General features: G+C 69.9%; 35 protein-coding genes. 32 read left to right on the top strand and 3 right to left on the bottom strand.

What is annotated here, in order from left to right:
• Positions 1-2: 2 nt before the first annotated feature.
• The 23 genes from rplP to truA all read left to right on the top strand — a co-directional run bounded on the left by rplP (position 3) and on the right by truA (position 13,282).
• On the top strand, positions 3-422 hold the full coding sequence (gene rplP / locus HCC30_RS06590) for a 50S ribosomal protein L16 (RefSeq protein ID WP_169441290.1): 420 nt from the start codon (positions 3-5) through the stop codon (positions 420-422).
• The gene (gene rpmC / locus HCC30_RS06585) at positions 422-646 is read left to right on the top strand and encodes a 50S ribosomal protein L29 (RefSeq protein ID WP_169441289.1); all 225 of its coding nucleotides are present in this window, start codon (positions 422-424) and stop codon (positions 644-646) included. The genes rplP and rpmC overlap by 1 nt, the downstream gene beginning before the upstream one ends.
• The gene (rpsQ, locus tag HCC30_RS06580; RefSeq protein ID WP_169441287.1) at positions 646-933 is read left to right on the top strand and encodes a 30S ribosomal protein S17; all 288 of its coding nucleotides are present in this window, start codon (positions 646-648) and stop codon (positions 931-933) included. Before rpmC ends, rpsQ begins: the two co-directional genes overlap by 1 nt.
• A 115-nt stretch (positions 934-1,048) precedes the next feature.
• Positions 1,049-1,417 carry a 50S ribosomal protein L14 gene (gene rplN / locus HCC30_RS06575; protein WP_027738919.1) on the top strand — a complete coding sequence of 123 codons (369 nt, stop codon included), beginning with the start codon at positions 1,049-1,051 and terminating at the stop codon, positions 1,415-1,417.
• Positions 1,418-1,420: 3 nt separating this feature from the next.
• Positions 1,421-1,744 carry a 50S ribosomal protein L24 gene (gene rplX, locus HCC30_RS06570; protein WP_169441285.1) on the top strand — a complete coding sequence of 108 codons (324 nt, stop codon included), beginning with the start codon at positions 1,421-1,423 and terminating at the stop codon, positions 1,742-1,744.
• On the top strand, positions 1,744-2,304 hold the full coding sequence (gene rplE, locus HCC30_RS06565) for a 50S ribosomal protein L5 (protein WP_169441283.1): 561 nt from the start codon (positions 1,744-1,746) through the stop codon (positions 2,302-2,304). The genes rplX and rplE overlap by 1 nt, the downstream gene beginning before the upstream one ends.
• 2 nt (positions 2,305-2,306) lie before the next feature.
• Entirely contained in the window at positions 2,307-2,492 is a 186-nt protein-coding gene (locus HCC30_RS06560) for a type Z 30S ribosomal protein S14 (RefSeq protein WP_028433259.1), read from the top strand.
• Positions 2,493-2,768: 276 nt separating this feature from the next.
• Complete coding sequence (rpsH, locus tag HCC30_RS06550) at positions 2,769-3,167, top strand: 30S ribosomal protein S8 (protein WP_169441280.1); 399 nt, start codon at positions 2,769-2,771, stop codon at positions 3,165-3,167.
• A 23-nt stretch (positions 3,168-3,190) separates the two neighbouring features.
• Positions 3,191-3,730, top strand: coding sequence for a 50S ribosomal protein L6 (gene rplF / locus HCC30_RS06545; protein ID WP_169441278.1), 540 nt, complete (start codon positions 3,191-3,193; stop codon positions 3,728-3,730).
• Positions 3,731-3,733: 3 nt separating this feature from the next.
• Positions 3,734-4,117, top strand: coding sequence for a 50S ribosomal protein L18 (gene rplR, locus HCC30_RS06540; RefSeq protein WP_169441277.1), 384 nt, complete (start codon positions 3,734-3,736; stop codon positions 4,115-4,117).
• A gap of 43 nt (positions 4,118-4,160) precedes the next feature.
• Positions 4,161-4,763 carry a 30S ribosomal protein S5 gene (gene rpsE / locus HCC30_RS06535; protein WP_028433263.1) on the top strand — a complete coding sequence of 201 codons (603 nt, stop codon included), beginning with the start codon at positions 4,161-4,163 and terminating at the stop codon, positions 4,761-4,763.
• On the top strand, positions 4,763-4,945 hold the full coding sequence (gene rpmD / locus HCC30_RS06530; RefSeq protein ID WP_169441275.1) for a 50S ribosomal protein L30: 183 nt from the start codon (positions 4,763-4,765) through the stop codon (positions 4,943-4,945). The genes rpsE and rpmD overlap by 1 nt, the downstream gene beginning before the upstream one ends.
• 1 nt (position 4,946) lies before the next feature.
• Entirely contained in the window at positions 4,947-5,399 is a 453-nt protein-coding gene (gene rplO / locus HCC30_RS06525; protein ID WP_169441274.1) for a 50S ribosomal protein L15, read from the top strand.
• Positions 5,400-5,626: 227 nt separating this feature from the next.
• Entirely contained in the window at positions 5,627-6,940 is a 1,314-nt protein-coding gene (gene secY / locus HCC30_RS06520; RefSeq protein ID WP_169441272.1) for a preprotein translocase subunit SecY, read from the top strand.
• Positions 6,940-7,590: an adenylate kinase gene (locus HCC30_RS06515; protein ID WP_169441271.1), complete on the top strand. Its 651-nt coding sequence runs from the start codon at positions 6,940-6,942 to the stop codon at positions 7,588-7,590. The genes secY and HCC30_RS06515 overlap by 1 nt, the downstream gene beginning before the upstream one ends.
• Positions 7,591-7,833: 243 nt before the next feature.
• Positions 7,834-8,670 (top strand): type I methionyl aminopeptidase, encoded by an 837-nt coding sequence (map, locus tag HCC30_RS06510; protein ID WP_169441269.1) that lies wholly within the window; start codon positions 7,834-7,836, stop codon positions 8,668-8,670.
• Between the two features lie 226 nt (positions 8,671-8,896).
• Positions 8,897-9,118, top strand: coding sequence for a translation initiation factor IF-1 (gene infA, locus HCC30_RS06505; RefSeq protein ID WP_003948620.1), 222 nt, complete (start codon positions 8,897-8,899; stop codon positions 9,116-9,118).
• A gap of 65 nt (positions 9,119-9,183) precedes the next feature.
• Complete coding sequence (gene rpmJ, locus HCC30_RS06500) at positions 9,184-9,297, top strand: 50S ribosomal protein L36 (RefSeq protein WP_003956441.1); 114 nt, start codon at positions 9,184-9,186, stop codon at positions 9,295-9,297.
• A gap of 217 nt (positions 9,298-9,514) precedes the next feature.
• Entirely contained in the window at positions 9,515-9,895 is a 381-nt protein-coding gene (gene rpsM / locus HCC30_RS06495; protein WP_169441268.1) for a 30S ribosomal protein S13, read from the top strand.
• Between the two features lie 66 nt (positions 9,896-9,961).
• Positions 9,962-10,366: a 30S ribosomal protein S11 gene (gene rpsK / locus HCC30_RS06490; RefSeq protein WP_169441266.1), complete on the top strand. Its 405-nt coding sequence runs from the start codon at positions 9,962-9,964 to the stop codon at positions 10,364-10,366.
• A 245-nt stretch (positions 10,367-10,611) separates the two neighbouring features.
• Complete coding sequence (locus HCC30_RS06485) at positions 10,612-11,634, top strand: DNA-directed RNA polymerase subunit alpha (protein ID WP_169441265.1); 1,023 nt, start codon at positions 10,612-10,614, stop codon at positions 11,632-11,634.
• Positions 11,635-11,855: 221 nt separating this feature from the next.
• Positions 11,856-12,329, top strand: a complete 474-nt coding sequence (gene rplQ, locus HCC30_RS06480) for a 50S ribosomal protein L17 (RefSeq protein ID WP_169441264.1) — start codon at positions 11,856-11,858, stop codon at positions 12,327-12,329.
• A gap of 101 nt (positions 12,330-12,430) precedes the next feature.
• Positions 12,431-13,282, top strand: a complete 852-nt coding sequence (gene truA, locus HCC30_RS06475; protein WP_169441262.1) for a tRNA pseudouridine(38-40) synthase TruA — start codon at positions 12,431-12,433, stop codon at positions 13,280-13,282.
• 88 nt (positions 13,283-13,370) lie between these two features.
• Here truA and HCC30_RS06470 read toward each other — a convergent pair whose 3' ends face one another.
• Together HCC30_RS06470 and HCC30_RS06465 are read right to left on the bottom strand one after the other, a co-directional pair.
• Entirely contained in the window at positions 13,371-14,609 is a 1,239-nt protein-coding gene (locus tag HCC30_RS06470; RefSeq protein ID WP_169441261.1) for a glycerophosphoryl diester phosphodiesterase membrane domain-containing protein, read from the bottom strand.
• Positions 14,610-14,854: 245 nt separating this feature from the next.
• On the bottom strand, positions 14,855-15,706 hold the full coding sequence (locus HCC30_RS06465) for a hypothetical protein (RefSeq protein WP_206323388.1): 852 nt from the start codon (positions 15,704-15,706) through the stop codon (positions 14,855-14,857).
• A gap of 55 nt (positions 15,707-15,761) precedes the next feature.
• Here HCC30_RS06465 and HCC30_RS06460 point away from each other — a divergent pair, with 55 nt between their 5' ends.
• The 4 genes from HCC30_RS06460 to glmM all read left to right on the top strand — a co-directional run bounded on the left by HCC30_RS06460 (position 15,762) and on the right by glmM (position 20,228).
• Positions 15,762-17,411 carry an ATP-binding cassette domain-containing protein gene (locus HCC30_RS06460; protein ID WP_169441259.1) on the top strand — a complete coding sequence of 550 codons (1,650 nt, stop codon included), beginning with the start codon at positions 15,762-15,764 and terminating at the stop codon, positions 17,409-17,411.
• Between the two features lie 265 nt (positions 17,412-17,676).
• Positions 17,677-18,120, top strand: a complete 444-nt coding sequence (gene rplM / locus HCC30_RS06455; protein ID WP_169441257.1) for a 50S ribosomal protein L13 — start codon at positions 17,677-17,679, stop codon at positions 18,118-18,120.
• A gap of 43 nt (positions 18,121-18,163) precedes the next feature.
• Positions 18,164-18,667: a 30S ribosomal protein S9 gene (gene rpsI, locus HCC30_RS06450; RefSeq protein ID WP_169441254.1), complete on the top strand. Its 504-nt coding sequence runs from the start codon at positions 18,164-18,166 to the stop codon at positions 18,665-18,667.
• A gap of 202 nt (positions 18,668-18,869) precedes the next feature.
• Complete coding sequence (gene glmM / locus HCC30_RS06445) at positions 18,870-20,228, top strand: phosphoglucosamine mutase (protein WP_169441252.1); 1,359 nt, start codon at positions 18,870-18,872, stop codon at positions 20,226-20,228.
• Positions 20,229-20,426: 198 nt separating this feature from the next.
• Here the strand turns inward: glmM and coaA are convergent, their stop codons facing one another.
• A complete protein-coding gene (gene coaA, locus HCC30_RS06440) occupies positions 20,427-21,380 on the bottom strand; it encodes a type I pantothenate kinase (RefSeq protein WP_169441250.1) in 954 nt (317 codons plus the stop codon).
• A 103-nt stretch (positions 21,381-21,483) separates the two neighbouring features.
• On the opposite strand from coaA, the gene HCC30_RS06435 reads away from it, so the two are divergent.
• The 5 genes from HCC30_RS06435 to HCC30_RS06415 all read left to right on the top strand — a co-directional run bounded on the left by HCC30_RS06435 (position 21,484) and on the right by HCC30_RS06415 (position 26,333).
• Positions 21,484-21,741, top strand: coding sequence for a hypothetical protein (locus HCC30_RS06435; RefSeq protein WP_169440546.1), 258 nt, complete (start codon positions 21,484-21,486; stop codon positions 21,739-21,741).
• Between the two features lie 131 nt (positions 21,742-21,872).
• The gene (locus HCC30_RS06430; RefSeq protein WP_346776512.1) at positions 21,873-22,562 is read left to right on the top strand and encodes an excalibur calcium-binding domain-containing protein; all 690 of its coding nucleotides are present in this window, start codon (positions 21,873-21,875) and stop codon (positions 22,560-22,562) included.
• 51 nt (positions 22,563-22,613) lie between these two features.
• Entirely contained in the window at positions 22,614-24,464 is a 1,851-nt protein-coding gene (glmS, locus tag HCC30_RS06425; RefSeq protein WP_169441246.1) for a glutamine--fructose-6-phosphate transaminase (isomerizing), read from the top strand.
• A 2-nt stretch (positions 24,465-24,466) separates the two neighbouring features.
• Complete coding sequence (locus HCC30_RS06420) at positions 24,467-24,838, top strand: holo-ACP synthase (protein ID WP_169441244.1); 372 nt, start codon at positions 24,467-24,469, stop codon at positions 24,836-24,838.
• A 49-nt stretch (positions 24,839-24,887) separates the two neighbouring features.
• Positions 24,888-26,333 (top strand): NAD(P)H-hydrate dehydratase, encoded by a 1,446-nt coding sequence (locus HCC30_RS06415; protein ID WP_169441241.1) that lies wholly within the window; start codon positions 24,888-24,890, stop codon positions 26,331-26,333.
• Positions 26,334-26,438: the final 105 nt, after the last annotated feature.

The following is a 26,438-nucleotide window of genomic DNA, read 5'->3' as shown; positions in this document are numbered from 1 at the left end:
CAATGCTGATCCCTCGCAGGGTCAAGCACCGTAAGCAGCACCACCCCAAGCGCAAGGGCATGGCCAAGGGTGGCACCGAAGTTGCTTTCGGTGAGTACGGCATCCAGGCCGTCACCGGCGCGTACGTGACGAACCGGCAGATCGAGGCAGCTCGTATCTCCATGACCCGTCACATCAAGCGCGGCGGCAAGGTCTGGATCAACATCTACCCGGACCGTCCGCTGACGAAGAAGCCCGCCGAGACCCGCATGGGTTCCGGTAAGGGTTCTCCGGAGTGGTGGATCGCGAACGTCAAGCCCGGGCGCGTGATGTTCGAACTGTCCTACCCGAACGAGAAGATTGCCAAGGAGGCGCTCACCCGCGCCGCCCACAAGCTTCCGATGAAGTGCCGCATTGTGCGGCGCGAGGCAGGTGACGCGTGATGGCGGCCGGAACCAAGGCGTCCGAGCTGCGCGAGCTGGGCAACGAGGAGCTTGTCGCCAAGCTTCGCGAGTCCAAGGAGGAGCTGTTCAACCTCCGCTTCCAGGCGGCGACGGGACAGCTCGAGAACCACGGCCGGCTGAAGGCCGTCCGTAAGGACATCGCCCGGATCTACACCCTGATGCGTGAGCGTGAGCTGGGCATCGAGACGGTGGAGAGCGCCTGATGAGCGAGACGAATGTGACTGAGACTGCAAAGCAGGAGCGCGGCTTCCGCAAGACCCGCGAGGGCCTCGTCGTCAGCGACAAGATGGACAAGACTGCCGTCGTCGCTGTCGAGGACCGCGTGAAGCACGCGCTGTACGGCAAGGTCATTCGCCGTACCGAGAAGCTCAAGGCGCACGACGAGCAGAACGCTGCGGGCGTCGGCGACCGCGTCCTCCTCATGGAGACCCGGCCGCTGTCCGCGACCAAGCGCTGGCGCATCGTCGAGATCCTCGAGAAGGCTAAGTAACCAATAGCTCCTGGAGGGCTTCCTTCAGGATGAGTTCCGCCAGGCTCGGCGGGGAGTTGACCACGCTCCGTGGCCAACTCCCCGCCGGGAACCGGCAGACGATCAGGAGATAGACGTGATCCAGCAGGAGTCTCGGCTTCGCGTCGCCGACAACACGGGTGCGAAGGAGATTCTCACCATCCGTGTGCTCGGCGGTTCGGGCCGGCGCTACGCGGGCGTCGGTGACGTCATCGTGGCCACCGTCAAGGATGCGATCCCCGGTGGCAACGTGAAGAAGGGCGACATCGTCAAGGCCGTCATCGTGCGCACCGTCAAGGAGCGCCGTCGGCCCGACGGTTCGTACATTCGCTTCGACGAGAACGCGGCCGTCATCCTCAAGAACGATGGCGACCCCCGCGGCACCCGTATCTTCGGCCCCGTGGGCCGTGAGCTGCGCGAGAAGAAGTTCATGAAGATCATCTCCCTCGCGCCGGAGGTGCTGTAACCGATGAAGATCAAGAAGGGTGACCTGGTCCAGGTCATCACCGGCAAGGACCGTGGCAAGCAGGGCAAGGTCATCGTGGCCTACCCCCGCGACAACCGCGTCCTCGTCGAGGGTGTCAACCGGGTCAAGAAGCACACGAAGGCCGGCCAGACCGCTCGCGGTTCGCAGACCGGCGGCATCGTGACGACCGAGGCCCCGATCCACGTGAGCAACGTTCAGCTCGTCGTGGAGAAGGACGGCAAGAAGGTCGTCACCCGCGTCGGGTACCGCTTCGATGACGAGGGCAACAAGATCCGCGTTGCCAAGCGGACCGGTGAGGACATCTGATGACTGCCACCACTGACGCACCGCGCCTCAAGCAGCGCTACCGCTCCGAGATCCAGGGCAAGATGCAGGACGAGTTCTCGTACGAGAACGTCATGCAGATCCCGGGTCTGACCAAGGTCGTGGTCAACATGGGTGTGGGCGACGCCGCCCGCGACTCCAAGTTGATCGAGGGGGCCATCAAGGACCTCACCACGATCACCGGCCAGAAGCCGGCCGTGACCAAGGCCCGCAAGTCCATCGCGCAGTTCAAGCTGCGTGAGGGCCAGCCGATCGGTGCCCACGTGACCCTGCGTGGCGACCGTATGTGGGAGTTCCTGGACCGCCTGGTGACGCTCGCGCTGCCGCGCATCCGCGACTTCCGCGGTCTGTCGCCGAAGCAGTTCGACGGCCGGGGCAACTACACCTTCGGTCTCACGGAGCAGGTCATGTTCCACGAGATCGACCAGGACAAGATCGACCGGGTCCGGGGCATGGACATCACCGTGGTCACCACGGCGACCACCGACGACGAGGGTCGCGCCCTTCTCCGTCACCTCGGCTTCCCGTTCAAGGAGAACTGATCATGGCGAAGAAGGCTCTGATCTCCAAGGCCAGCCGCAAGCCGAAGTTCGCGGTGCGTGCTTACACGCGCTGCCAGCGCTGCGGTCGTCCCCACTCCGTCTACCGCAAGTTCGGCCTGTGCCGCGTGTGCCTCCGTCAGATGGCGCACCGTGGCGAGCTGCCGGGCGTCACCAAGAGCTCCTGGTAATCCCGCTCTTCGCCCGGACCGCGTCCCGAGTGGCGCTGTCCGGGCGGGAGTTGGACCAGCCAGGACTCTCGGTAAGTACCGAGGCGAGCGGAGCCCGCACCACATGGCTTAGCCTTGTGGGGTTGGGCGCCGCCGCCCCGTGACCGCACGCGGGTCAAGCCCGCTCAAAGTCGCTTACTACGCCGTAGGTCCCCGCATCGCACCCGTCCCGGCACAGACCGGGGAGAGGGACGGAGCAGACAGGAAACCCCGGCGAGAGAGGCCGAAGGCCATCACATGACCATGACCGATCCGATCGCAGACATGCTGACGCGTCTGCGAAACGCGAACTCGGCATACCACGACTCCGTGTCGATGCCGCACAGCAAGATCAAGTCGCACATCGCGGAGATCCTCCAGCAGGAGGGTTACATCACCGGCTGGAAGACCGAGGACGCGAAGGTTGGCAAGAACCTCGTCCTCGAGCTGAAGTTCGGCCCGAACCGCGAGCGCTCGATCGCCGGCATCAAGCGGATTTCCAAGCCGGGCCTTCGGGTCTACGCGAAGTCCACCAACCTGCCGAAGGTGCTGGGCGGCCTGGGCGTGGCGATCATCTCCACGTCGTACGGGCTCCTCACCGACAAGCAGGCCAGCAAGAAGGGTGTGGGCGGGGAAGTCCTCGCCTACGTCTGGTAACGGAAGGGAACGGAGGCAAAGCAATGTCGCGTATCGGCAAGCTCCCCATCCAGGTTCCCGCCGGTGTGGACGTCACCATCGATGGCCAGACGGTCGCCGTGAAGGGCCCCAAGGGCAACCTCGCGCACACCGTTGCATCGCCCATCGAGGTCGCCAAGGACGAGGAGGGCGCAGTTGTCGTCACCCGTCCCAACGACGAGACACGGAACAAGGCCCTGCACGGTCTGTCCCGCACGCTGGTGGCGAACATGATCACTGGCGTGACCACGGGATTCACCAAGGACCTCGAGATCAACGGCGTGGGTTACCGCGTCCAGGCCAAGGGCTCCAACCTGGAGTTCTCCCTGGGCTACAGCCACCCGATCCTGATCGAGGCGCCGGAAGGCATCTCGTTCAAGGTCGAGTCGCCGACCAAGTTCACGGTCGAGGGCATCGACAAGCAGAAGGTCGGCGAGGTCGCCGCGAACATCCGCAAGCTGCGGAAGCCTGACCCGTACAAGGCGAAGGGCGTCAAGTACGCGGGCGAGACCATCCGCCGCAAGGTCGGAAAGGCTGGTAAGTAAGCCATGTCATACGGCGTGAAGATCGCCAAGGGCGACGCATACAAGCGTGCCGCCACCAAGCGCCGTCACATCCGCATCCGGAAGAAGGTCTCGGGTACGCCGGAGCGTCCCCGCCTTGTCGTGACGCGCTCGAACCGTGGGATCACGGCGCAGGTCATCGACGACGTCGCGGGCCACACGCTCGCGTCCGCGTCGCACCTGGACGCCTCCGTCCGCGGTGCCGAGGGTGGCAAGGGCGCCGCAGCGCAGAAGGTCGGCGAGCTGGTGGCCGAGCGTGCGAAGGCTGCGGGCGTCGAGACCGTCGTGTTCGACCGCGGTGGAAACAAGTACGCAGGGCGGATTGCCGCTCTGGCTGACGCCGCCCGTGAGGCCGGGCTCAAGTTCTGAGCCCGTCCCGAGCTAGCGGACGTAAACGAGAGAGGTAATTCCAATGGCTGGACCCCAGCGCCGCGGTGGCGGCGCCGGTGGCGGCGAGCGGCGGGACCGTAAGGGCCGGGACGGCGGCGCCGCCGCCGAGAAGACCGCATACGTTGAGCGCGTTGTCGCGATCAACCGTGTCGCCAAGGTTGTGAAGGGTGGTCGTCGCTTCAGCTTCACCGCGCTGGTCGTGGTGGGCGACGGTGACGGCACCGTGGGTGTCGGATACGGCAAGGCCAAGGAGGTGCCGGCCGCCATCGCCAAGGGCGTTGAGGAGGCCAAGAAGCACTTCTTCAAGGTCCCCCGCATCCAGGGCACCATTCCCCACCCGATCCAGGGTGAGGAGGCCGCGGGTGTGGTGCTGCTCAAGCCGGCTTCCCCGGGTACCGGTGTTATCGCCGGTGGTCCGGTGCGTGCCGTGCTGGAGTGCGCCGGCATTCACGACGTGCTGAGCAAGTCGCTCGGCTCGGCGAACCCGATCAACATCGTGCACGCCACGCGTGCGGCCCTGCAGGGACTTCAGCGTCCCGAGGAGATCGCCGCCCGTCGTGGTCTGCCGCTCGAGGACGTGGCGCCCGCCGCTCTGCTGCGGGCCCGTGCCGGGGTGAGTGCGTAATGGCTCGCATCAAGATCACGCAGGCTCGTTCCGTTATCGGGACGAAGCAGAACCACCGCGACACGCTGCGGACCCTGGGTCTCAAGCGTGTGAACGACGTGGCCGTTCGCGAGGACCGTCCCGAGGTGCGCGGCATGGTGCACACCGTGCGTCACCTCGTCACGGTCGAGGAGGTCGACTGAGATGGCGGACAATCCGCTGAAGGTCCACAACCTCCGGCCGGCTCCGGGCGCCAAGACCGCCAAGACCCGCGTGGGCCGTGGTGAGGCGTCCAAGGGCAAGACGGCCGGACGTGGCACCAAGGGCACGAAGGCCCGTTACCAGGTTCCCGCAGGCTTCGAGGGTGGGCAGATGCCGCTGCAGATGCGGCTGCCCAAGCTCAAGGGCTTCAAGAACCCCGCCCACAAGCACTTCCAGGTCGTGAACCTGGAGAAGCTGGCCGCGCTCTACCCGCAGGGTGGCGAGGTCACGGTGGCCGACCTGGTCGCCAAGGGCGCCGTTCGCAAGAACGAGCTCGTCAAGGTGCTCGGCGCCGGCGAGATCTCCGTGGCACTGCAGGTGACCGTCGACAAGGTCTCCGGCTCCGCCCAGGAGAAGATCACCGCAGCTGGCGGTACCGTCACTGAGCTCGTCTGAGTTCGTTGACTGACTGACCGGGGATGTCCCAACGGGGCATCCCCGGTCGGTCGTTCCACGGCTGGTCGTTTCTAGGGCGGTGCCGTCGCCGGTAAGGTGGCAGGCGCTGCCTGTGTCGTCGCGGGGCCCACCCGCGGCTCCAACCACCTGGCGGGCGGCCGGAATTAACTGTCGATCCTCAAGACCGTCACCTCTCGCGAGCCAACGCGGGGGGCGCAGGAGGCACCGTGCTCACCGCGTTCGCCCGGGCGTTTCAGACGCCCGACCTGCGCAAGAAGCTGCTTTTCACGCTCGGCATCATGGTGCTCTTCCGACTCGGGGCACACATCCCGGTGCCGGGCGTCAGCTTTGAGAACGTCAACCAGTGCATGAAGGACATGGAGGGCGGCCAGGGGCTGTTCGGGCTCGTCAACATGTTCAGCGGCGGTGCTCTGCTGCAGTTGACGATCTTCGCGCTCGGCATCATGCCCTACATCACGGCGAGCATCATCCTGCAGTTGCTGGTCGTGGTCATCCCGCGGCTGGAGGCCCTGAAGAAGGAAGGGCAGTCCGGGCAGGCGAAGATCACGCAGTACACGCGTTATCTGACGGTTGCCCTGGCGATCCTGCAGGCGACGGGTCTCGTCGCCACCGCGCGCAGCGGTTCGCTGTTCCAGGGCTGCCAGGTTGCCGACCAGATCGTTCCGGACCAGTCCATCTTCACCACCATCGTGATGGTCGTCACGATGACGGCCGGTACCTGTCTCATCATGTGGCTCGGTGAACTCGTCACCGACCGCGGTATCGGCAACGGCATGTCGATCCTGATGTTCGTCTCGATCGCCGCCGGGTTCCCCGGGGCCCTGTGGGCCATCAAGAACCAGGGCAAACTCGCGGGCGGCTGGATCGAGTTCGGCGCCGTCATCGTCTGCGGTCTCGCCATGGTGGCCCTCGTCGTCTTCGTCGAGCAGGCCCAGCGCCGCATCCCCGTGCAGTACGCGAAGCGCATGATCGGGCGCCGGAGTTACGGCGGTACGTCCACGTACATTCCGCTGAAGGTCAATCAGGCCGGTGTGATTCCCGTCATCTTCGCGTCCTCGCTGCTCTACATCCCGGCGCTGATCGTTCAGTTCAGCGGATCCCAGGCGGGATGGGCCCAGTGGATCCAGGCCCACTTCGTCAAGGGCGACCACCCGATCTACATCGCCACGTACTTCTTGCTGATCGTGTTCTTCGCGTTCTTCTACGTCGCCATCTCCTTCAACCCCGAAGAAGTTGCCGACAACATGAAGAAGTATGGTGGCTTCATCCCGGGCATCCGGGCTGGTCGTCCCACCGCGGAGTACCTGAGCTACGTGCTGAACCGCATCACGTGGCCCGGATCTCTGTATCTGGGTCTGATCGCCTTGGTGCCGACCGTCGCGCTGATTGCGTTCGGTGCTCAGCAGAACTTCCCGTTCGGCGGGACGTCCATCCTGATCATCGTGGGTGTTGGGCTCGAGACCGTGAAGCAGATCGAGAGCCAGCTTCAGCAGCGCAATTACGAAGGGTTCCTCCGTTGATGCGTATCGTCCTCGTCGGACCGCCTGGCGCGGGCAAGGGAACGCAGGCCGCGTTCCTCGCCGAGAATCTGTCGATCCCGCACATCTCCACGGGTGACCTCTTCCGTGCCAACATCAGCCAGGGCACTCCGCTGGGCAAGCAGGCCCAGGAGTACATGCGTGCCGGGCAGTTGGTGCCGGACGAGGTGACCATCGGGATGGCCAAGGACCGGATGTCCGCCCCGGACGCCGAGAGCGGTTTCCTGCTCGACGGCTTCCCGCGGAACCTCGCCCAGGCCCAGGCCCTCGACGGCGCGCTGAAGGAGGAGGGCCAGCAGCTCGACGCGGTCCTCGACCTGGAGGTGCCCGAGGACGAGGTGGTCAAGCGGATCGCCGGCCGCCGGATCTGCCGCGCGGACAGCAGCCACGTCTTCCACGTCGAGTACAGCGCCCCGAAGCAGGACGGCGTGTGCGACGTGTGCGGCGGCGAGCTGTACCAGCGCGACGACGACCGTGAGGAGACGGTGCGCAAGCGCCTCGCCGTCTACCACAGCGAGACCGAGCCGATCATCGACCACTACCGGGCCCAGGGCCTGGTGACGACGATCTCCGCGCTCGGCGAGGTGGCCGAGGTCACCGCACGCGCGATGCGCGCGCTCGGCCGCGACTGACGGTCGAGGGGCCGGTACGCGGGCGGCGCAGCCGCCGCCCGGTCCGCGAGCCGAATTCGTGACGGCCGCGGTGCTCTTCGGGGCACCGCGGCCGTATCGTTTGAAACAGCCTCTTCCGGCGCACCGCGTCCGGGGGAGACGGCCCGGGAGGCACGGACTCCCGGTGGGCCGAGCACAGCCGAGTACATCCGATTCACAGCCGAGCAGCAGCTAGCCGCACTGGGCAGGGAAGGCGTCGTCCGCATGGTGGAGATCAAGACTCCGGAGCAGATCGCAAAGATGCGCGAGGCCGGGCTGGTCGTCGCCGCCATGCACCGGGAGTGCGCCGCCGCCGCCGTGCCGGGAGCGACGACGAAGGATCTCGACGAGGTCGCCGCGAAGGTCCTCGCCGAGCACGGCGCGAAGCCGAACTTCCTCGGGTACGGCGGCTTCACGGGCAACATCTGCACGTCCGTGAACGAGGTCGTGGTGCACGGCATCCCCGGCACCGACACCGTGCTGAAGTCCGGCGACATCATCTCCATCGACGCCGGCGCCATCATCGACGGCTGGCACGGGGACGCCGCGCTGACGGTCTTCGTCGGCGAGGGCCACGCGCCCGAGCTGCACGAACTGAGCCGGGTCACCGAGGAGTCGATGTGGGCCGGCATCGCCGCGATGCGCAAGGGCAACCGGCTGGTCGACATCTCGAAGGCCGTCGAGGGCTACATCCGGCGGCAGCCCCGTCCGGCCTCCGGCAAGTACGGGATCATCGAGGACTATGGCGGCCACGGCATCGGCAGCCAGATGCACATGGACCCGCACCTGCTGAACTACGTCGAGCGCCGGCGCGGCCGCGGGCCGAAGCTGGTGCCGGGCATGTGCCTGGCGATCGAGCCGATGGTGAGCCTCGGCACGGCGAAGACGCACGTGCTGGACGACGAGTGGACGGTGCTGACCAACGACGGCACCTGGTCCAGCCACTGGGAGCACTCCGTCGCGCTGACCGAGGAGGGGCCGCTGGTGCTGACGGCGCCGGACGGCGGCAAGGCGAAGCTCGCCGAGCTCGGGGTGACCGCGGCGCCGGACCCGCTGGGCTGAGCCCGGCTCGTAAGCGGGGCCGGTTTTCGCCGTCGCGCGGCTTTCCTGCCGGGCCGGGACGCACCGGAAGGTGCCGGTTCCTGGCGTAAGGATCTTGAAAGTCGGGGATGCTCCACGGATTCGTCTTTCCGGGGTGGCGTCGCGTAGGATGGCTCGTCGGTCCCGGTGTACACGTATGCCTGGGACCACCCCAGGTAGCCGATCCCGGAAGGTGAAGCTCTAGAGCATGGCCAAAAAACAAGGGGCCATCGAGATCGAGGGCACCGTTGTCGAGTCTCTGCCGAACGCAATGTTCAAGGTGGAGCTCCAGAACGGGCACCAGGTCCTCGCGCACATCAGCGGCAAGATGCGGATGCACTACATCCGTATCCTTCCCGACGACCGGGTCGTGGTGGAGCTGTCTCCGTATGACCTCACGCGCGGGCGGATCGTCTACCGCTACAAGTAGATCGTCAGATCGCGCCGTGTCCTCGCTCCCGTGAGGTGCGGCCAGACCCGGAGAACCTCAATTCCATGAAGGTCAAGCCGAGCGTCAAGAAGATCTGCGACAAGTGCAAGGTGATCCGCCGTCACGGCCGGGTCATGGTGATCTGCGACAACCTGCGCCACAAGCAGCGCCAGGGCTGAAGTCCGTTCCGGACTTCCGCGTTTCACCAGCTTCGCACCTCGCAGACTTCGCGCGACGCAAGCGACAAGTACACAGCAGTCACCCGACCCCCCGCCGTGACCCGTCATGTCGGTGGGGACGACACCCCCGGTCGGAGGCCGGGGACCTGACCGTGCAGAGCACGGATCAGGGCAGGTGCTGCTGAAGACCTCCGATACAGCATCAGGAGCCACATCAATGGCACGCCTCGCAGGCGTCGACCTCCCGCGTGAGAAGCGCGTCGAGGTCGCCCTCACCTACGTCTTCGGCATCGGTCGCACCCTTGCCAAGCAGACCCTGAGTGAGACCGGGGTCAGCCCGGACACCCGCGTCCGTGATCTCGCCGAGGAAGACCTCGTCAAGATCCGTGAGTTCGTGGACAACAATCTCCAGGTCGAGGGTGACCTCCGCCGTGAGATTCAGGCCGACATCCGCCGCAAGGTCGAGATCGGCTGCTACGAGGGTCTGCGGCACCGCCGTGGTCTTCCCGTCCACGGCCAGCGCACCAAGACCAACGCTCGTACCCGCAAGGGTCCGCGTCGCGCGATCGCCGGCAAGAAGAAGCCGGGCAAGAAGTAGTCCTGACCGGACGCTTTTCAGCGGTCCGTGTTTCAGGACCGACCACCTCCACGGGAGTAGATCCATATGCCTCCGAAGGGCCGTACGGCGGGCGCCAAGAAGGTGCGCCGCAAGGACAAGAAGAACGTCCCCGCCGGGCACGCTCACATCAAGAGCACGTTCAACAACACCATCGTTTCGATCACCGACCCCACGGGCAACGTGATCTCCTGGGCCTCCGCCGGCCACGTCGGCTTCAAGGGCTCGCGCAAGTCGACGCCGTTCGCCGCGCAGATGGCCGCCGAGAACGCGGCCCGTCGTGCGCAGGAGCACGGCATGCGCAAGGTCGACGTCTACGTCAAGGGTCCCGGCTCCGGCCGTGAGACCGCGATCCGTTCCCTGCAGGCCACGGGCCTCGAGGTCGGCTCCATCCAGGACGTGACGCCCACGCCGCACAACGGCTGCCGTCCCCCGAAGCGCCGCCGGGTCTGACCCGCGTCCGGCCTCCGGCTGGTTTCGCCGCTCCCGCGGTCACGCGCCGCGTGGCCCGGGGGCGGCTCTCGCCCCGTTCCGTCCCGAAGTGGCGGAGCGGGGCGGTATGGGTCCTGCCGCACGGAAATTCCGTCCTCGACGGGGTGTGTCCGGTGGCGTCGCCCGTACCCTTGCAGTAGTGACACCGGGTCCGCCCGGTGGATCGGCATCAAATAGTGGTTGCCGAAGACTGGAGGAAAATCCCCATGCTGATCGCTCAGCGCCCCTCTCTGACCGAAGAGGTCGTCGACGAGTTCCGCTCCCGGTTCGTGATCGAGCCGCTGGAGCCGGGCTTCGGCTACACCCTCGGTAACTCCCTGCGTCGTACGCTCCTCTCCTCGATCCCCGGTGCGGCTGTGACCAGCATCCGGATCGACGGTGTCCTGCACGAGTTCTCCACCGTGCCGGGCGTCAAGGAGGACGTCACCGACCTCATCCTGAACATCAAGAGCCTGGTCGTCTCCTCCGAGCACGACGAGCCGGTCGTGATGTACCTGCGCAAGCAGGGCCCCGGCCTGGTGACCGCCGCCGACATCGCGCCGCCGGCCGGTGTCGAGGTGCACAACCCGGACCTCGTCCTCGCCACGCTGAACGGCAAGGGCAAGCTGGAGATGGAGCTCACGGTCGAGCGCGGCCGCGGCTACGTCTCCGCCGTCCAGAACAAGCAGGTGGGCCAGGAGATCGGCCGTATCCCGGTCGACTCCATCTACTCGCCGGTGCTCAAGGTCACGTACAAGGTCGAGGCGACCCGTGTCGAGCAGCGCACCGACTTCGACAAGCTGATCGTCGACGTCGAGACCAAGCAGGCCATGCGTCCGCGTGACGCGATGGCCTCCGCCGGTAAGACGCTGGTCGAGCTCTTCGGCCTGGCCCGGGAGCTGAACGTCGACGCCGAGGGCATCGACATGGGCCCGTCCCCGACGGACGCCGCGCTCGCCGCCGATCTGGCCCTGCCGATCGAGGAGCTGGAGCTCACGGTCCGCTCGTACAACTGCCTCAAGCGTGAGGGCATCCACTCGGTGGGCGAGCTCGTGGCCCGTTCCGAGGCGGACCTGCTCGACATCCGCAACTTCGGCGCGAAGTCCATCGACGAGGTCAAGGCCAAGCTGGCCGGCATGGGTCTGGCGCTCAAGGACAGCCCGCCCGGATTCGACCCGACCGCCGCCGCCGACGCGTTCGGCGCGGAGGACGACGTGGACGCGGGCTTCGTCGAGACCGAGCAGTACTGAGGGCTCGGCGCCCTGCAGTGCCGACAGCGCTGAGCATGTGCGCTGTGCTGTCGTAGGGGAGCTGCGGGCCGGCTGTGGCCGGTCGCGCAGTTCCCCGCGCCCCTGACGGGGCGCACCCCGTGCGGGCACCGGCCCGCCGCGGGAAGTACCCCGGTACCTGATACGGCCGGGACTGTTCCGGTACCTGATACGGCCGGTGCAGGAAACCCAAGGAGAGAGACATGCCCAAGCCCACCAAGGGTGCCCGTCTGGGCGGCAGCGCCGCGCACCAGAAGGCCATGCTGGGGAACCTGGCGACGGACCTTTTCGAGTACGGTCGCATCACCACCACCGAGGCCAAGGCCCGCCGCCTGCGCCCGGTCGCGGAGCGTCTGATCACCAAGGCGAAGAAGGGTGACCTTCACAACCGCCGCCAGGTCATGCGCACGATCCTGGACAAGAGCGTCGTCCACACGCTCTTCACCGAGATCGGCCCGCGCTACGAGAACCGCCCGGGTGGCTACACCCGCATCACCAAGATCGGTAACCGCCGTGGCGACAACGCCCCGATGGCGGTCATCGAGCTGGTCGAGGCCCTGACCGTGCAGCAGCAGGCTGTCGGCGAGGCCGAGGCGGCGACGAAGCGCACCGCCAAGGACGCCGAGGCCGCCGACGCCGCCGCGTCGGAGTCCGAGGGCGAGTCCAAGGACGCCTGAGGCTCTTCGAGCCTGGTGAGCGGGTCCGTTCCCTCCGGGGAGCGGGCCCGCTCTCGTTTTTCCGTGTACTGCTCCCAGCTGATCGTTTCGAGGAAGTCCTGATGAGTGATGCCCCTGAGCCCGGCTTCGTGCGGGTGCGGCTCGACCTGAGCTACGACGGCCGGGAGTTCTCCGGCTGGGCCAAGCAGCGCGGGCGGCGCACGGTGCAGGGGGACCTGGAGGACGCGCTGCGGGTGGTGCTGCGGCTGCCGGACCCGGTGGAGCTGACCGTCGCGGGGCGTACGGACGCGGGGGTGCACGCGCGCGGGCAGGTGGCGCACGTGGACCTGCCCGAGGAGGTGTGGGCCGAGCACGGGGACCAGCTGCTGCGGCGGCTGGCCGGGCGGCTGTCGATGGACGTGCGGGTGCACCGGGTCAGCCGCGCGCCCGAGCACTTCAACGCCCGTTTCTCCGCGATCTGGCGGCGTTACGCGTACCGGGTCTGCGACGATCCCGGCGGGGTCGACCCGCTGCTGCGCGGTCATGTGCTGTGGCACAACTGGCCGTTGGACGTCGACGCGATGAACGCGGCGGCCGTCGCGCTCGTCGGCGAGCACGACTTCGCCGCCTACTGCAAGAAGCGGGAGGGCGCCACCACGATCCGTACGCTGCAGCGGCTGCACTGGGTGCGTCGCGAGGACGGGGTGCTGGAGGCGACGGTGAAGGCGGACGCGTTCTGCCACAACATGGTGCGTTCGCTGGTCGGCGCGATGCTGTTCGTCGGGGACGGGCACCGTCCGCCTCAGTGGCCGGGACGGGTGCTGGCCGCGGGTGTCCGCGACTCGGCGGTGCACGTGGTGCGGCCGCACGGGCTGGTGCTGGAGGAGGTCGGCTACCCGGCGGACGAGGACCTGGCCGCCCGCAACCTCGCCTCGCGCAACAAGCGTTCGCTGCCGGGCGCCGGCTGCTGCTGAGGCGCGGCCCCTCAACGGCTTGGCCCGGCCCGTGAGTTGGGCCCCCGCTGCCCGGCCCGGGCGTGCTGCCCGGGCCGGGGCAGCGGTGTCAGGGGGCGACGGGGCGGTGCGGGGGAAGGCCCGCGGCGGCGGCGAGGTTGAGGTCGAAGCCCTCGTTCCTGATCCGCATGTCGACGTACAGCAGCGTGGCCGTGAGGTGGGAGAACGGCAGCGTCAGCACGGACACCACGGCGATTCCGCCGAAGAGCAGCGCCATGGCGACGACGGCCACGCCGAGGCTCGGTTCACCGTCCGGGCCCTGCGAGGCGGCCATGGACAGCATCGTCACGAGCATGATCGCGTACTGCAGCATCTGCTGGACGATCGCGACCAGGATGCCCATCAGCAGCGTGATGCCCAGGACCCGCCACCAGGAGCCGCGCACCAGCCGCCAGGAGCGGCCCATCGCCGTGGCGGGGCCGAGGCCCTCCAGGACGGCGGCGGGCGAGGAGATGCTGAGGCGGACGTAGAGGAAGGCGGCCGTGCAGGCGAGGGCGATGCCGACCAGCACGGCGACGAGCACGCCCAGTACGGTGCCGGCGCCGTCCCCGCCGCCGGCGACGGCCGCGAACACGGCCCCCGCCATCACGGCGTACCCGACGAGGACGATCCCGGCGATGATCAGGCCGGTCAGCAGCTGGGTGCCGATGACGGAGAGCACGCGGGGGCGGGCCTGCCGCCAGATCCGGCCGGCGTCGGCCCGTTCGCCGGTGACCGCGTGGGAGGCGGTGACGGCGTTGACGGCGTGCAGTGCCGCCGTCGTGTAGAGGCCGACGAGCATCCAGACGAGCAGGACGCCGATGCCGGTGGCGACGAGGACGCCGATCTGGCCGCCCGCGGCCCGCGGGTTGTCGATGTCGGCGAAGACCTCGCTCAGCGTGCCCCAGGCGATGGCGAGGCCGATGCCGGCGGCGATGGCGCAGACGAGCAGGGCGGAGCCGAGGACGGCGAGGGTGAGCCCGTAGATCTGCCGCCAGTAGCGGCCGATGGTGGTGAAGACGCCGCCGAGGATGTCACCGACGCCGAGCGGCGCCAGCGGGATGACGCCGGGCTTCGGGGGCGCCATGACCGGGGGCATGCCCGGCATCCCGTGCATGGCCGGTCCTGGCATCCCCGGCATCCCGGGGGGCTGTCCGGGGTGGCCGGGGTGTCCGCCTGGGTAGGGGCCGCCGTAGCCGGGCGCGTGGCCCGGTGGGGGCGGGGGTATGCCGGGTCCCGGGGTGCCCCAGCCCGTGGGCTGCTGTCTGTTGCCGTCGTCCGCGCCTTCGTGCGCGTCTCCTGCCGCCATGGCGGCTTCCCCCTCCGTCGTGGGCCCGGCGCGTGGTGCTCGCGCGCGGGGTTGGTGCTGGTCGTGGCCGCCGGTGCGCTGCGGCCCGGACGGCCGGGGTGGCCGGGGCGGCCGGGGTGGTCGGCCCCGTTCCGGTGGTTCTGCTGCCCGCTCCGGCCGTACCGGAACCGGAATCCGGCGGACCGGAACCCGGCACGGACCGGAACCTTACGGAACCGGTCCGGTGGACAGGGACGCGCGCCGCGTCAGCCCGAGTTGCGCTTCTCCGTCTGTGCGTCGACCCATTCCTGGGACTGGAGCTTGCCGCGCTGGAGGATGCGCGCGTAGGCGTAGTTCGAGCCGTCGAGCCCGGCCCGCGTCGCGGCCTTGTCCTGCTCCGTCGACTCCTTGCCGTCGGTGCGGCCCGAGATGGTGAAGTAGGCGTACCGCCCGAGGGAGTTGACGGTGGTGCGGCAGGAGACGGTGCGGCAGAAGTCGGGGACGCCGTTGCCCGGGAGGGCCTTGAGGTTCGGCTTGTACTGCGACTTCACCTTCGTCGCCGTCTCCGCGTCGTCGAAGACCGCGATGCCGACGGTGACGGCGAGGTCCTCGCGGGTGAAGGTGGCGCGGTAGAGGCCGTCGCAGCCGTTCTTCGTCAGGACGGGGCCGAGCCCGGAGTGCGCCCCGGAGGCGCACTTCTTCGCGGCGCTGACCGCGCCCTTCTTGTACGCGCGGCCGTTGATGGTGGCCTTGTCGCCGGGGAAGAGCGACTCCTGCGTGAGGGGCGCCTTGTCGCGTTCGGCGGTGGCGATGAAGTCGCGGGGCGGGGGCGGCGGCGGGGGCTCGTCGTTGAACGTCGGCTGGGGCTGGCCCGGGGTGCTCGACGGCAGGTCGGGGGAGGCGCCGCCGCCGGCGGACGGTTCGGAGCCGCCGCCCTGGCCGATCACCGCCGTCGCGACGATGCCCGCCACGACGACCGCGGCCAGCGCGCCGCCGCCGATCAGCCACCAGCGACGGCGGCGTCCGCGGTCGTGCTCGGCCTCGTCCGCGAGGGCCGACCAGTCGGGTGTCGAGGAACCTCCGGGACCCCAGTCGGGTCCCCCTTGCCCAAAGCTCATGGGGCGCATCTTATTCGGTTGTCCCTCGTTCGATGCCAGGGCGACAATCCCCGCCATGGGACACCTGGAGGCGGCGCATCTCGACCACTACCTTCCCGACGGCCGGCTGCTGCTGGCCGACGTCTCGTTCCGGGTCGGGGAAGGCACGTCGGCGGCGCTGGTCGGTCCCAACGGGGCGGGCAAGACGACCCTGTTGCGGCTGCTCACGGGTGAACTGACGCCGCACGGCGGCACGGTGACGGTCAGCGGCGGCCTCGGCGTCATGCCCCAGTTCATCGGCGTACGGGGAACGGGCGGGCAGGAGGCGGACGGTCCCGAGGAGGAGACCGTGCGGGATCTGCTGGTGTCCGTCGCCCCGCCGAAGATCCGCGAGGCGGCCCGCGCCGTGGACGCCGCCGAGCTGGCGATCATGGAGAACGACGACGAACGGGCCCAGCTGCGGTACGCGCAGGCCCTCGCCGACTGGGCCGAGGCCCGCGGGTACGAGGAGGAGACCCTCTGGGACATCTGCACCACGGCCGCGCTCGGCGTCCCGTACGAGAAGGCGCAGTGGCGGCGGCTGTCCACGCTGTCCGGGGGCGAGCAGAAGCGGCTGGTGCTGGAGGCGCTGCTGCGCGGCGGCGACGAGGTGCTGCTGCTGGACGAGCCGGACAACTTCCTGGACGTCCCCGGCAAGCGCTGGCTGGAGGAGCGGCTGCGGGAGACCCGCAAGACCGTGCTGTTCGTCTCGCACGACCGGGAGCTGCTGGCCCGCGCCGCGGACCGGCTGGTGAGCGTCGAGCCGAGCCCGGGCGGCAGCGACGTGTGGGTGCACGGCGGCGGGTTCGGCACGTACCACGAGGCGCGGCAGGAGCGCTTCGCCCGCTTCGAGGAGCTGCGCCGCCGCTGGGACGAGAAGCGGGCGCAGCTGAAGAAGCTGGTGCAGGACCTCCAGCAGTACGCGGCCCGCAGCGACGAGATGGCCTCCCGCTACCAGGCGGCGAGGACGCGGCTGCGGAAGTTCGAGGAGGCGGGCCCGCCGCCCGAGCCGCCGCGCAAGCAGCGGCTGACGATGCGGCTGCGCGGCGGGCGCACCGGCGTCCGCGCGGTGACCTGCGAGCGGCTGGAGCTCACGGGCCTGATGACCCCCTTCGACCTGGAGGTCTTCTACGGGGAGCGGGTCGCGGTCCTGGGCTCGAACGGCTCGGGCAAGTCGCACTTCCTGCGGCTGCTGACCGGTGAGGACGAGGTCGCGCACACGGGCGCGTGGCGGCTGGGCGCGCGGGTGGTGCCGGGGCACTTCGCGCAGACGCACGCGCACCCGGAGCTGCGCGGCCGGAAGCTGCTGGACGTGCTGTGGACGGAGCACGCGCGGGACCGGGGCGCGGCCATGTCGGCGCTGCGCCGGTACGAGCTGACGCACCAGGCCGAGCAGCCCTTCGACCGGCTCTCGGGCGGGCAGCAGGCGCGCTTCCAGATCCTGCTGCTGGAGCTGGCCGGTACGACGGCGCTGCTGCTGGACGAGCCGACGGACAACCTCGACCTGGAGTCGGCCGAGGCGCTCCAGGAGGGCCTGGAGGCGTACGAGGGGACGGTGCTGGCGGTGACGCACGACCGCTGGTTCGCCCGCTCCTTCGACCGTTTCGTCGTCTTCGGCGCCGACGGCACGGTGCGCGAGGTGCCGGAGCCGGTCTGGGACGAGGGGCGTGTGCTGCGGCAGCGCTGAGCGGGCGGTTCCCGGCGGAGACCGGACCCGGTTTTGACCCGTGTGGGGGCCCGCCGGTATTCTGCGAGGTCGTTGTGTGTATTGGCTTGCTCATTCTCACGTGAGGGGCCCTTACACCGGCTACCGACGATCACCAGTGACCAGCGGCGGGCCCGCGTCAGCCGCGCCGTGGTCGAGCTGATGTGTCGCCTCGGTGGCCTTGTCAGGACCCTTCCTCCGGTGCTCCGTGCCGGGGACATCCAATACTGAAGCGAAGGCTACGACCGTGCGTACGTACAGCCCCAAGCCCGGCGATGTTCAGCGCCAGTGGCACGTCATTGACGCGCAGGACGTCGTCCTGGGCCGTCTGGCCTCTACGGCTGCCTCCCTTCTCCGGGGCAAGCACAAGCCGGTTTACGCGCCTCACGTCGACACCGGTGACTTCGTCGTCATCATCAACGCCGACAAGGTGCACCTCTCCGGCAACAAGCGGATCCAGAAGATGGCCTACCGGCACTCCGGTTACCCGGGTGGTCTGCGCTCCGTCCGCTACGACGAGCTGCTGGAGAAGACCCCCGAGAAGGCCGTCGAGAAGGCCGTCAAGGGCATGCTCCCGAAGAACTCCCTGGGCCGTCAGATGCTCTCGAAGCTGAAGGTCTACGCGGGGGACCAGCACCCGCACGGCGCCCAGCAGCCGGTGCCGTACGAGATCAGCCAGGTCGCGCAGTAAGTCCGGCCACCCCGTAAAGACTGAAGAGAAGCTGAGGAGAATCGTGGCCGAGACCACCGCCGAGACCCCCGTCGAGGGCGTCGAGGAGTACACGACCGAGACCCCCGAGGCGCCGGAGGAGTACACCTCCGAGTCCCTCGCCTCCCGCTTCGGCGAGCCGCAGCCGGCCGCCGGCGTCGGTCGCCGCAAGAACGCCATCGCCCGCGTCCGGATCGTTCCGGGCAGCGGTCAGTGGAAGATCAACGGCCGCACCCTGGCCGGGTACTTCCCGAACAAGGTGCACCAGCAGGAAGTCAACGAGCCCTTCAAGGTGCTCGAGCTGGACGACCGTTACGACGTCATCGCCCGCATCTCCGGCGGCGGCATCTCGGGTCAGGCCGGCGCGCTGCGCCTGGGCGTCGCCCGTGCGCTGAACGAGGCGGACGTCGACAACAACCGTCCGTCCCTGAAGAAGGCCGGCTTCTTGACCCGTGACGCTCGCGCCGTCGAGCGCAAGAAGGCCGGTCTGAAGAAGGCTCGTAAGGGCACGCAGTACAGCAAGCGTTGATCTCGCCTGCTGGCTGAATCATTCAGCGGCGAATCGCCCCGGCGGCACAACCGTGCCGCCGGGGCGTTCGTCTACCAGGAGGAGCGGCCGGAGAGGCCGGTGAGGGAACCCGTCCCCGGGCGGGAATACTGCCGCAGATACGCCGGGGCCGAGGGCAGAGGGCTCCGGGGCGGCAATGCGCGGAATCTCGGAGGATGCACAAGTGGGACGACTCTTCGGTACCGACGGCGTACGCGGTGTCGCCAACGACGGCCTGACGGCGGAGATGGCGCTCGGCCTGTCGGTCGCGGCGGCTCATGTCCTGGGCGAGGCCGGTCAGTTGGACGACCACCGTCCGGTGGCGGTCGTCGGCCGGGATCCGCGGGCCTCGGGGGAGTTCCTGGAGGCGGCCGTGGTGGCGGGCCTCGCGAGCGCGGGTGTGGACGTGCTGCGCGTGGGCGTGCTGCCGACTCCGGCCGTCGCGTATCTGACCGGATCGCTGGGCGCCGACCTCGGCGTGATGCTCTCCGCGAGCCACAACCCGATGCCCGACAACGGCATCAAGTTCTTCGCGCGCGGCGGCCACAAGCTGGCCGACGAGCTGGAGGACCGGATCGAGTCGCTGTACTCCGGGCACCGCTCCGGCGAGGTCTGGGAGCGTCCGACCGGCGCCGGCGTCGGCCGGGTGCGGGACTACGACGAGGGCTTCGACAACTACGTCGCGCACCTCGTGGGCGTGCTGCCGAACCGGCTGGACGGGCTGAAGATCGTCATCGACGGTGCGCACGGCGCCGCGGCCCGTGTCTCGCCGGAGGCCTTCGCGCGCGCCGGGGCCGAGGTGTTCACCATCGGCACCGATCCCGACGGGCTCAACATCAACGAGGACTGCGGGTCCACGCACCTGGAGGGCCTGCGCGCCGCCGTCGTCGAGCACGGCGCGGACCTCGGCATCGCGCACGACGGGGACGCGGACCGCTGCCTCGCCGTCGACGCGCAGGGCAGGGAGATCGACGGCGACCAGATCCTGGCCGTCCTCGGTGTCGCGCTGAAGGAGGCCGGGCGGCTGCGGCAGGACACCGTCGTGGCCACCGTGATGTCGAACCTCGGCTTCAAGCTGGCCATGGAGCGCGAGGGGATCGCGCTGCAGCGCACGGCGGTCGGTGACCGGTACGTCCTGGAGGAGATGAAGCGCGGCGGCTACGCCCTCGGCGGCGAGCAGTCCGGGCACGTCATCGTCCTCGACCACGCGACGACCGGCGACGGCACGCTCACCGGTCTGATGCTGGCGGCGCGGGTCGCGGCGACGGGTGAGTCGCTGGCCGAACTGGCCGCCGTGATGGAGCGGTTGCCGCAGATCCTGGTGAACGTCCGGGACGTGGACAAGACGCGTGTCGACAGCGAGCCGGAGATCGCCGCCGCGGTCGCCGACGCCGAGCGGGAACTCGGGGAGACGGGGCGGGTTCTGCTGCGTTCCTCCGGTACGGAGCCGCTGGTGCGGGTCATGGTGGAGGCGGCGGACAGTGAGCAGGCGGGAGCTGTCGCGGGGCGGCTGGCGGATGTGGTGAAGAGCGTTCTGGGCTGACGCCCGGGCTGTGCTGGGGTCTGCGCCGTCAGGCGCAGGCCCGGGCCCCGGTGCGGGGTGCGCTTGTTGTTCGGGCTGCGGGGCTGTCGTGGCTGGTCGCGCCGTTCCCCGCGCCCCTTTTTTCGGGCGCTTTCGTGCGTCGTCAACCTGCGGCGCCGTCTTGGTTGTTCGCGCAGTTCCCCGCGCCCCTTTCGGGCGTTACAGCTTGCGGAGGGAGAGGCGTTCGACCGTGTGGTCGGGGCCCTTGTGGAGCTGGAGGGTCGCGCGGCCGCGGGTCGGGGCGATGTTCTGCTGCAGGTTGGGCTTGTTGATGGTGCGCCAAGTGTTCCTGCCGTACTCCAGCGCCTCCTCCTCGGACACCTTGGTGTACGGGTGGAAGTACGAGCGCGGGTCCTGGAACGCGGTCTCGCGGAGTTTGCGGAAGCGGCTCAGGTACCAGCGTTCGATGTCGTCGGTGCGCGCGTCGACGTACACCGAGAAGTCGAAGTAGTCCGCCACCCCGAGCCGGGTGCGGCCGTCCTTGCCCGGGAGCGCGGGCTGGAGGACGTTGAGACCCTCCACGATGAGGATGTCCGGGCGGTGCACGGTGAGCCGTTCGCCCGGGACGATGTCGTAGATCAGGTGTGAGTAGACGGGTGCCGTCACCTCGTCCTTGCCCGCTTTGACGTCGGCGACGAAGCGGGTCAGCGCGCGCCGGTCGTAGGACTCGGGGAAGCCCTTGCGGGACATCAGCCCGCGCTTGTGCAGTTCGGCCTTGGGCAGCAGGAAGCCGTCGGTGGTGACGAGTTCGACGCGCGGGTGCTCGGGCCAGCGGGAGAGCAGCTCCTTCAGCAGCCGGGAGACCGTCGACTTGCCGACGGCCACGCTGCCCGCGACGCCGATGATGAACGGTGTGCCGCGCTGCGCGCCGCCGCGGGAGCCCACGTCGCCGAGGAAGGTGTTGAGCGCGTTGCGCAGGCCGTGCGTCGCGCCGACGTAGAGATTCAGCAGCCGGGACAGCGGCAGGTAGATGTCGCGGACCTCGTCGAGGTCGATCACGTCGCCGAGCCCGCGGAGCCGCTCGACCTCGTCGGCGGTGAGGGGCAGGGGCGTGCGCTCCCGGAGGGCGCTCCACTCCGCGCGCGGGAGATCGACGTAGGGCTTCGTTGACACGGGGCCATTCTGCGCGGCGGCGCGAGGGCGCTCACGCCGGGGGTGGGGGAGCGCATGTGTCCGGCAGGTGTACGTGTCGTGTGTTTCCCGCTACATTCCCGTCATGTCGCATCGCACGAGCCGCATATCCCGCACTGGTCGTGGACGTTTCGGGCGGAAGCGTTCCGTACCGCCGCCGCTGACGGACATCCCGGGCCAGGTGCACAGCGCCCTCGCCGTCGACCTCCCGGACGAGGATCTGACGGAGGACCTCACGGACGCGCTGGAGCTGTACGTCATGGGCAGCAAACCGCGCTGCGAGGAGGCGGAGTACCTGGAGCTGATGGAGGACGCCATCGACCGGATAGCGCGCGAGAGCTGAACCGGCCCTTGACGGGGCCGCGTTGGGCACCGGGGCGTTCCCGGCCGGGGCCTGCGCCGGTGATCGACGGGCGCGGGGGACGGGGCGGGTGCACGGTCGAGGGGTGAGACCTGCCTCGTGAGGTGATGACGGTGAGTCGCCTTCTCCGTGCGCTGCTGTACGTGCTGCTGACGGCCGGGCTGGTGGCGGGGGTGGGCAGCTGTACGGGCGACCCGGACCCACCCGCGCCGACACGTACGGTCACCCAGACCGAGCCCTCGCCGGACGGGACGGAGAGCGAGGCGCCGCCGCCCAGCCCCGAGTCGCCGGAGGAGACCGAGGCGCCGGAGGAGCCGCCCGAGGAGGACTCGGCGGCGGCCGGCACCGTCCGTGCCTACTTCGCGGCGCTCAACGACCAGGACTACCGCCGGGCTTGGGAGCTCGGCGGCAAGAACCTCTCCGGCTCGTACGAGGAGTACGTGGACGGCTTCGACACCACCGAGCACACCGAGGTCGTGGTGCTGGGCACGGAGGGTGACACCGTCTCGGTCCAGCTGGCGGCCCTGCAGAGCGACGGGTCCGTGAAGGAGTTCAGCGGCACGTACACGGTCCGTGACGGGGAGATCGCGAGCGCGGACATCCAGGAGGGGCCGGGCGCGGAGCCGCCGGAGGACAGCGGGACGTCGCCGATGTACAAGAACTGCGCGGAGGTGCGGGAGGCGGGCAAGGACCCGCTGCTGCCCGGTGACCCCGGCTACTCCGACGAGCTCGACGCGGACAATGACGGCAAGGCATGCGAACCCCCGCCGCCCGGAGAGGGCGAGACCACCCCCGGCTCCTGACCGTCGCCGCAGTTCTGGGAGCCCGCCCCACCCCGGCGTAGGCTGCTGGGCATGTGCGGAATCGTCGGTTACGTGGGTGGGCGTTCGGCTCTCGATGTCGTCATCTCGGGGCTGCGGAGGCTGGAGTACCGGGGCTACGACTCGGCCGGTGTGGCCGTGCTCGCGGACGGCGGGCTGGCCTCGGTGAAGAAGGCGGGGAAGCTGGCGAACCTGGAGAAGGCGCTGGACGAGCATCCGGTGCCCGCCGGTCCGGCGGGGATCGGGCACACGCGGTGGGCCACGCACGGGGCTCCGAACGACGTCAACGCGCACCCGCACCTGGACTCCGCGGGCCGGGTGGCGCTGGTGCACAACGGCATCATCGAGAACTTCGCCCAGCTGCGCGCCGAGTTGGAGGAGCGCGGCCGGCACCTGTCCTCGGAGACGGACACCGAGGTGGTGTCGCATCTGCTGGCCGAGGCGTTCTCCTCCTGCGCCGATCTGGCCGAGGCGATGCGGCAGGTGTGCCGCCGGCTGGAGGGCGCGTTCACCCTGGTCGCGGTGCACGCGGACGAGCCGGACCTGGTCGTCGGCGCGCGCCGCAACTCGCCGCTGGTGGTGGGGATCGGGGACGGCGAGGCGTTCCTGGCCTCGGACGTCGCCGCGTTCATCGAGCACACCAGGGAGGCGGTGGAGCTCGGCCAGGACCAGGTCGTGGAGCTGCGCCGGGACGGGGTGTTGGTCACCGGCTTCGACGGCGTCCCGGCCGAGGACGTGCGCGCGTACCACGTGGACTGGGACGTCTCGGCCGCGGAGAAGGCCGGTTACGACTACTTCATGCTGAAGGAGATCGCCGAGCAGCCGCGTGCCGTGGCGGACACGCTGCTGGGCCGGATCGGCTCGGACGGCGCGCTGTCGCTGGACGAAGTCCGCATCCCCGCCGCGCAGTTGCGGGAGGTCGACAAGATCGTGGTGGTGGCCTGCGGCACGGCGTACCACGCGGGGATGATCGCCAAGTACGCGATCGAGCACTGGACGCGCATCCCCTGCGAGACGGAGCTGGCCAGCGAGTTCCGCTACCGGGACCCGATCCTGGACGGGCGCACGCTCGTCGTCGCGATCAGCCAGTCCGGGGAGACGATGGACACGCTGATGGCGCTGCGGCACGCGCGCGAGCAGGGCGCCAAGGTGCTGGCCGTGTGCAACACCAACGGTTCGACGATTCCCCGGGAGTCGGACGCGGTGCTGTACACGCACGCGGGTCCGGAGGTCGCGGTCGCCTCGACGAAGGCGTTCCTCACGCAGCTGGTGGCCTGCTATCTCGTGGCGCTCTACCTGGGCCAGGTGCGCGGCACGCAGTGGGGCGACGAGATCGCGACGGTGATCCGTGAACTGGCCGACATCGCCGGTGCGGTCGAGGACGTCCTCGGGACGATGGAACCGGTGCGGGAGCTGGCGCGCGGCCTGGCGGGGAAGAACACGGTGCTGTTCCTGGGACGGCACGTGGGCTACCCGGTGGCGCTCGAAGGGGCCCTGAAGCTCAAGGAGTTGGCGTACATGCACGCCGAGGGCTTCGCGGCGGGCGAGCTGAAGCACGGGCCGATCGCGCTGATCGAGGAGGACGTGCCGGTCGTGGTCGTGGTGCCCCCGCCGCGCGGGCGTTCGGTGCTGCACGACAAGATCGCCTCCAACATCCAGGAGATCCGGGCGCGGGGCGCGCGCACCATCGTCATCGCGGAGCGCGGGGACGAGGCCGTGCGCGCGTACGCGGACCATCTGATCGAGGTGCCGCCGACGCCGACGCTGCTCCAGCCGATGGTGGCGACGGTGCCGCTCCAGGTGTTCGCCTGCGAGCTGGCGACGGCGCGGGGCAACGAGGTCGACCAGCCGCGCAATCTCGCCAAGTCCGTGACGGTGGAGTGACCGTGGCGATCGTGGGAGTGGGGATCGACGTCGCGGGCATCGACCGGTTCGGGGAGGCGCTGGAGCGCACCCCGTCGCTCGCGGGGCGGCTGTTCACCGGCGGCGAGCTGTGGCTGGAGAGCGGGGAGCGGCGCGGCATCGCCTCGCTCGCCGCCCGCTTCGCCGCGAAGGAGGCCCTGGCCAAGGCGCTGGGCGCACCGGCCGGGCTGCACTGGACGGACGCGGAGGTGGTGACGGCGGGCACGGGGCAGCCCTCGCTGACGGTGCGGGGCACGGTCGAGGCGCGGGCGCACGAGCTGGGCGTCACGGGCTGGCACGTCTCGCTCTCGCACGACGCGGGCGTGGCCTCGGCCGTGGTCATCGCGGAGGGCTGACGGGCCGGTTGGCCGGGTGCGGGGCGCCGGTCTCCGTGAGACTGGGGGCATGAGGACTGCCTACGACGTGGAGACGGTACGGGCCGCCGAGCGGGAGCTGATGGCGCGGCTGCCCGAGGGTGCGTTGATGCGGCGGGCCGCGGCCGGGCTGGCCGCCGCCTGCTCCGGGATGCTGGGCCGCACCTCGGGCCGCCGGGTGGTGCTGCTCGTCGGCAGCGGGGACAACGGCGGGGACGCGCTGTACGCGGGGGCGAGGCTGGCCCGGCGCGGCGCGGGCGTCACGGCCGTGCTGCTCGCGCCCGCGCGGGCGCACGCCGGTGGGCTGCGCGCCCTGCGGAGCGCGGGCGGGCGCACCGTCCGGCACGACAGCGCCGACGCGGGGCCCGCCGTGGACGCGGCCCATCTGGTCGTGGACGGGATCGTCGGCATCGGCGGCAGCGGTGGACTGCGGCCCGACGCACGGGACTTGGTGCGCCGGGTGCGCGCGGCGGGCGTGCCCGTGGTGGCCGTCGACCTGCCCAGCGGCGTCGACGCCGACACCGGTGAGGTGGCGGGCGAGGCGGTCGTCGCGGACGCGACGGTGACCTTCGGGGTGTACAAGCCGGGGCTGCTGGTGGACCCGGCCCGGGAGCACGCCGGGGCGCTGCGGCTGGTCGACATCGGACTGGAGCCGGAGGGTCCGCCGGTGCTGGAGGCGCCGCAGCACGCGGACGTGGCGGCGCTGCTGCCCAGGCCGCAGGCGGAGAGCGACAAGTACCGGCGCGGTGTCGTCGGCGTCGTCGCGGGCTCGGGCCGCTACCCGGGGGCCGCCGTGCTGGCCGTCGCGGGCGCGCTGCGCGGGGGAGCGGGCGCGGTGCGGTACGTGGGGCCAGGCGCGGAGGCGGTCGTCGCGGCGTACCCGGAGACGCTGGTCTCGCCCGGTCCGCCCGGGAAGGCGGGGCGGGTGCAGGCGTGGGCGGTGGGGCCCGGCATCGGGGACGGCCGGGAGTCCCGCGAGGCGCTGGAGGAGGTGCTGGACTCCGAGGTCCCGGTACTGGTCGACGCGGACGGGCTGCGGCTGCTGGACCAGGACCGGCTGCGCGGCCGTACGGCGCCGACCGTGCTCACGCCGCACGCGGGCGAGGCCGCCGCGCTGCTCGGCCGCACCCGCGAGGACGTCGAGGCCCGCAGGCTCGACGCGGTGCGCGAACTGGCCGCGCGGACGGGGGCGACGGTGCTGCTGAAGGGCTCGACGACGCTGGTCGCCGACGGGCGGGAGCCGCGGCTGCCGGTGCGCGCCAATCCGACGGGTACGCCGTGGCTGGCGACGGCCGGCAGCGGGGACGTGCTCTCGGGGCTCGTCGGGTCGCTGCTCGCGGCGGGGCTGTCCGCGCGGGACGCGGCGGTCGCGGGGGCGTATGTGCACGGGCTCGCGGGGCGGTTGGCGGCGGAGCCGCCGGGGGCGTCGGACGTGGCGGGGGCGTTGGTCCGGGCCTGGAGGGATGTGGCGGGGTGAGGTGCTTTCGGGGGCGGGGCTTTGCGAGGTGAGGTGCTTTGCGGGGTGCGGGTCCGTCGGGGCTGGTCGCGCCGTTCCCCGCGCCCCTTCTCGGGCGCTCGTGGG

The organism is Streptomyces sp. HNM0574, assembly GCF_012726235.1.
Lineage (GTDB): Bacteria > Actinomycetota > Actinomycetes > Streptomycetales > Streptomycetaceae > Streptomyces.
The sequence above is the reverse complement of the archived record's forward strand: the minus strand, read 5'-3'. Positions and strand labels throughout refer to the sequence as shown.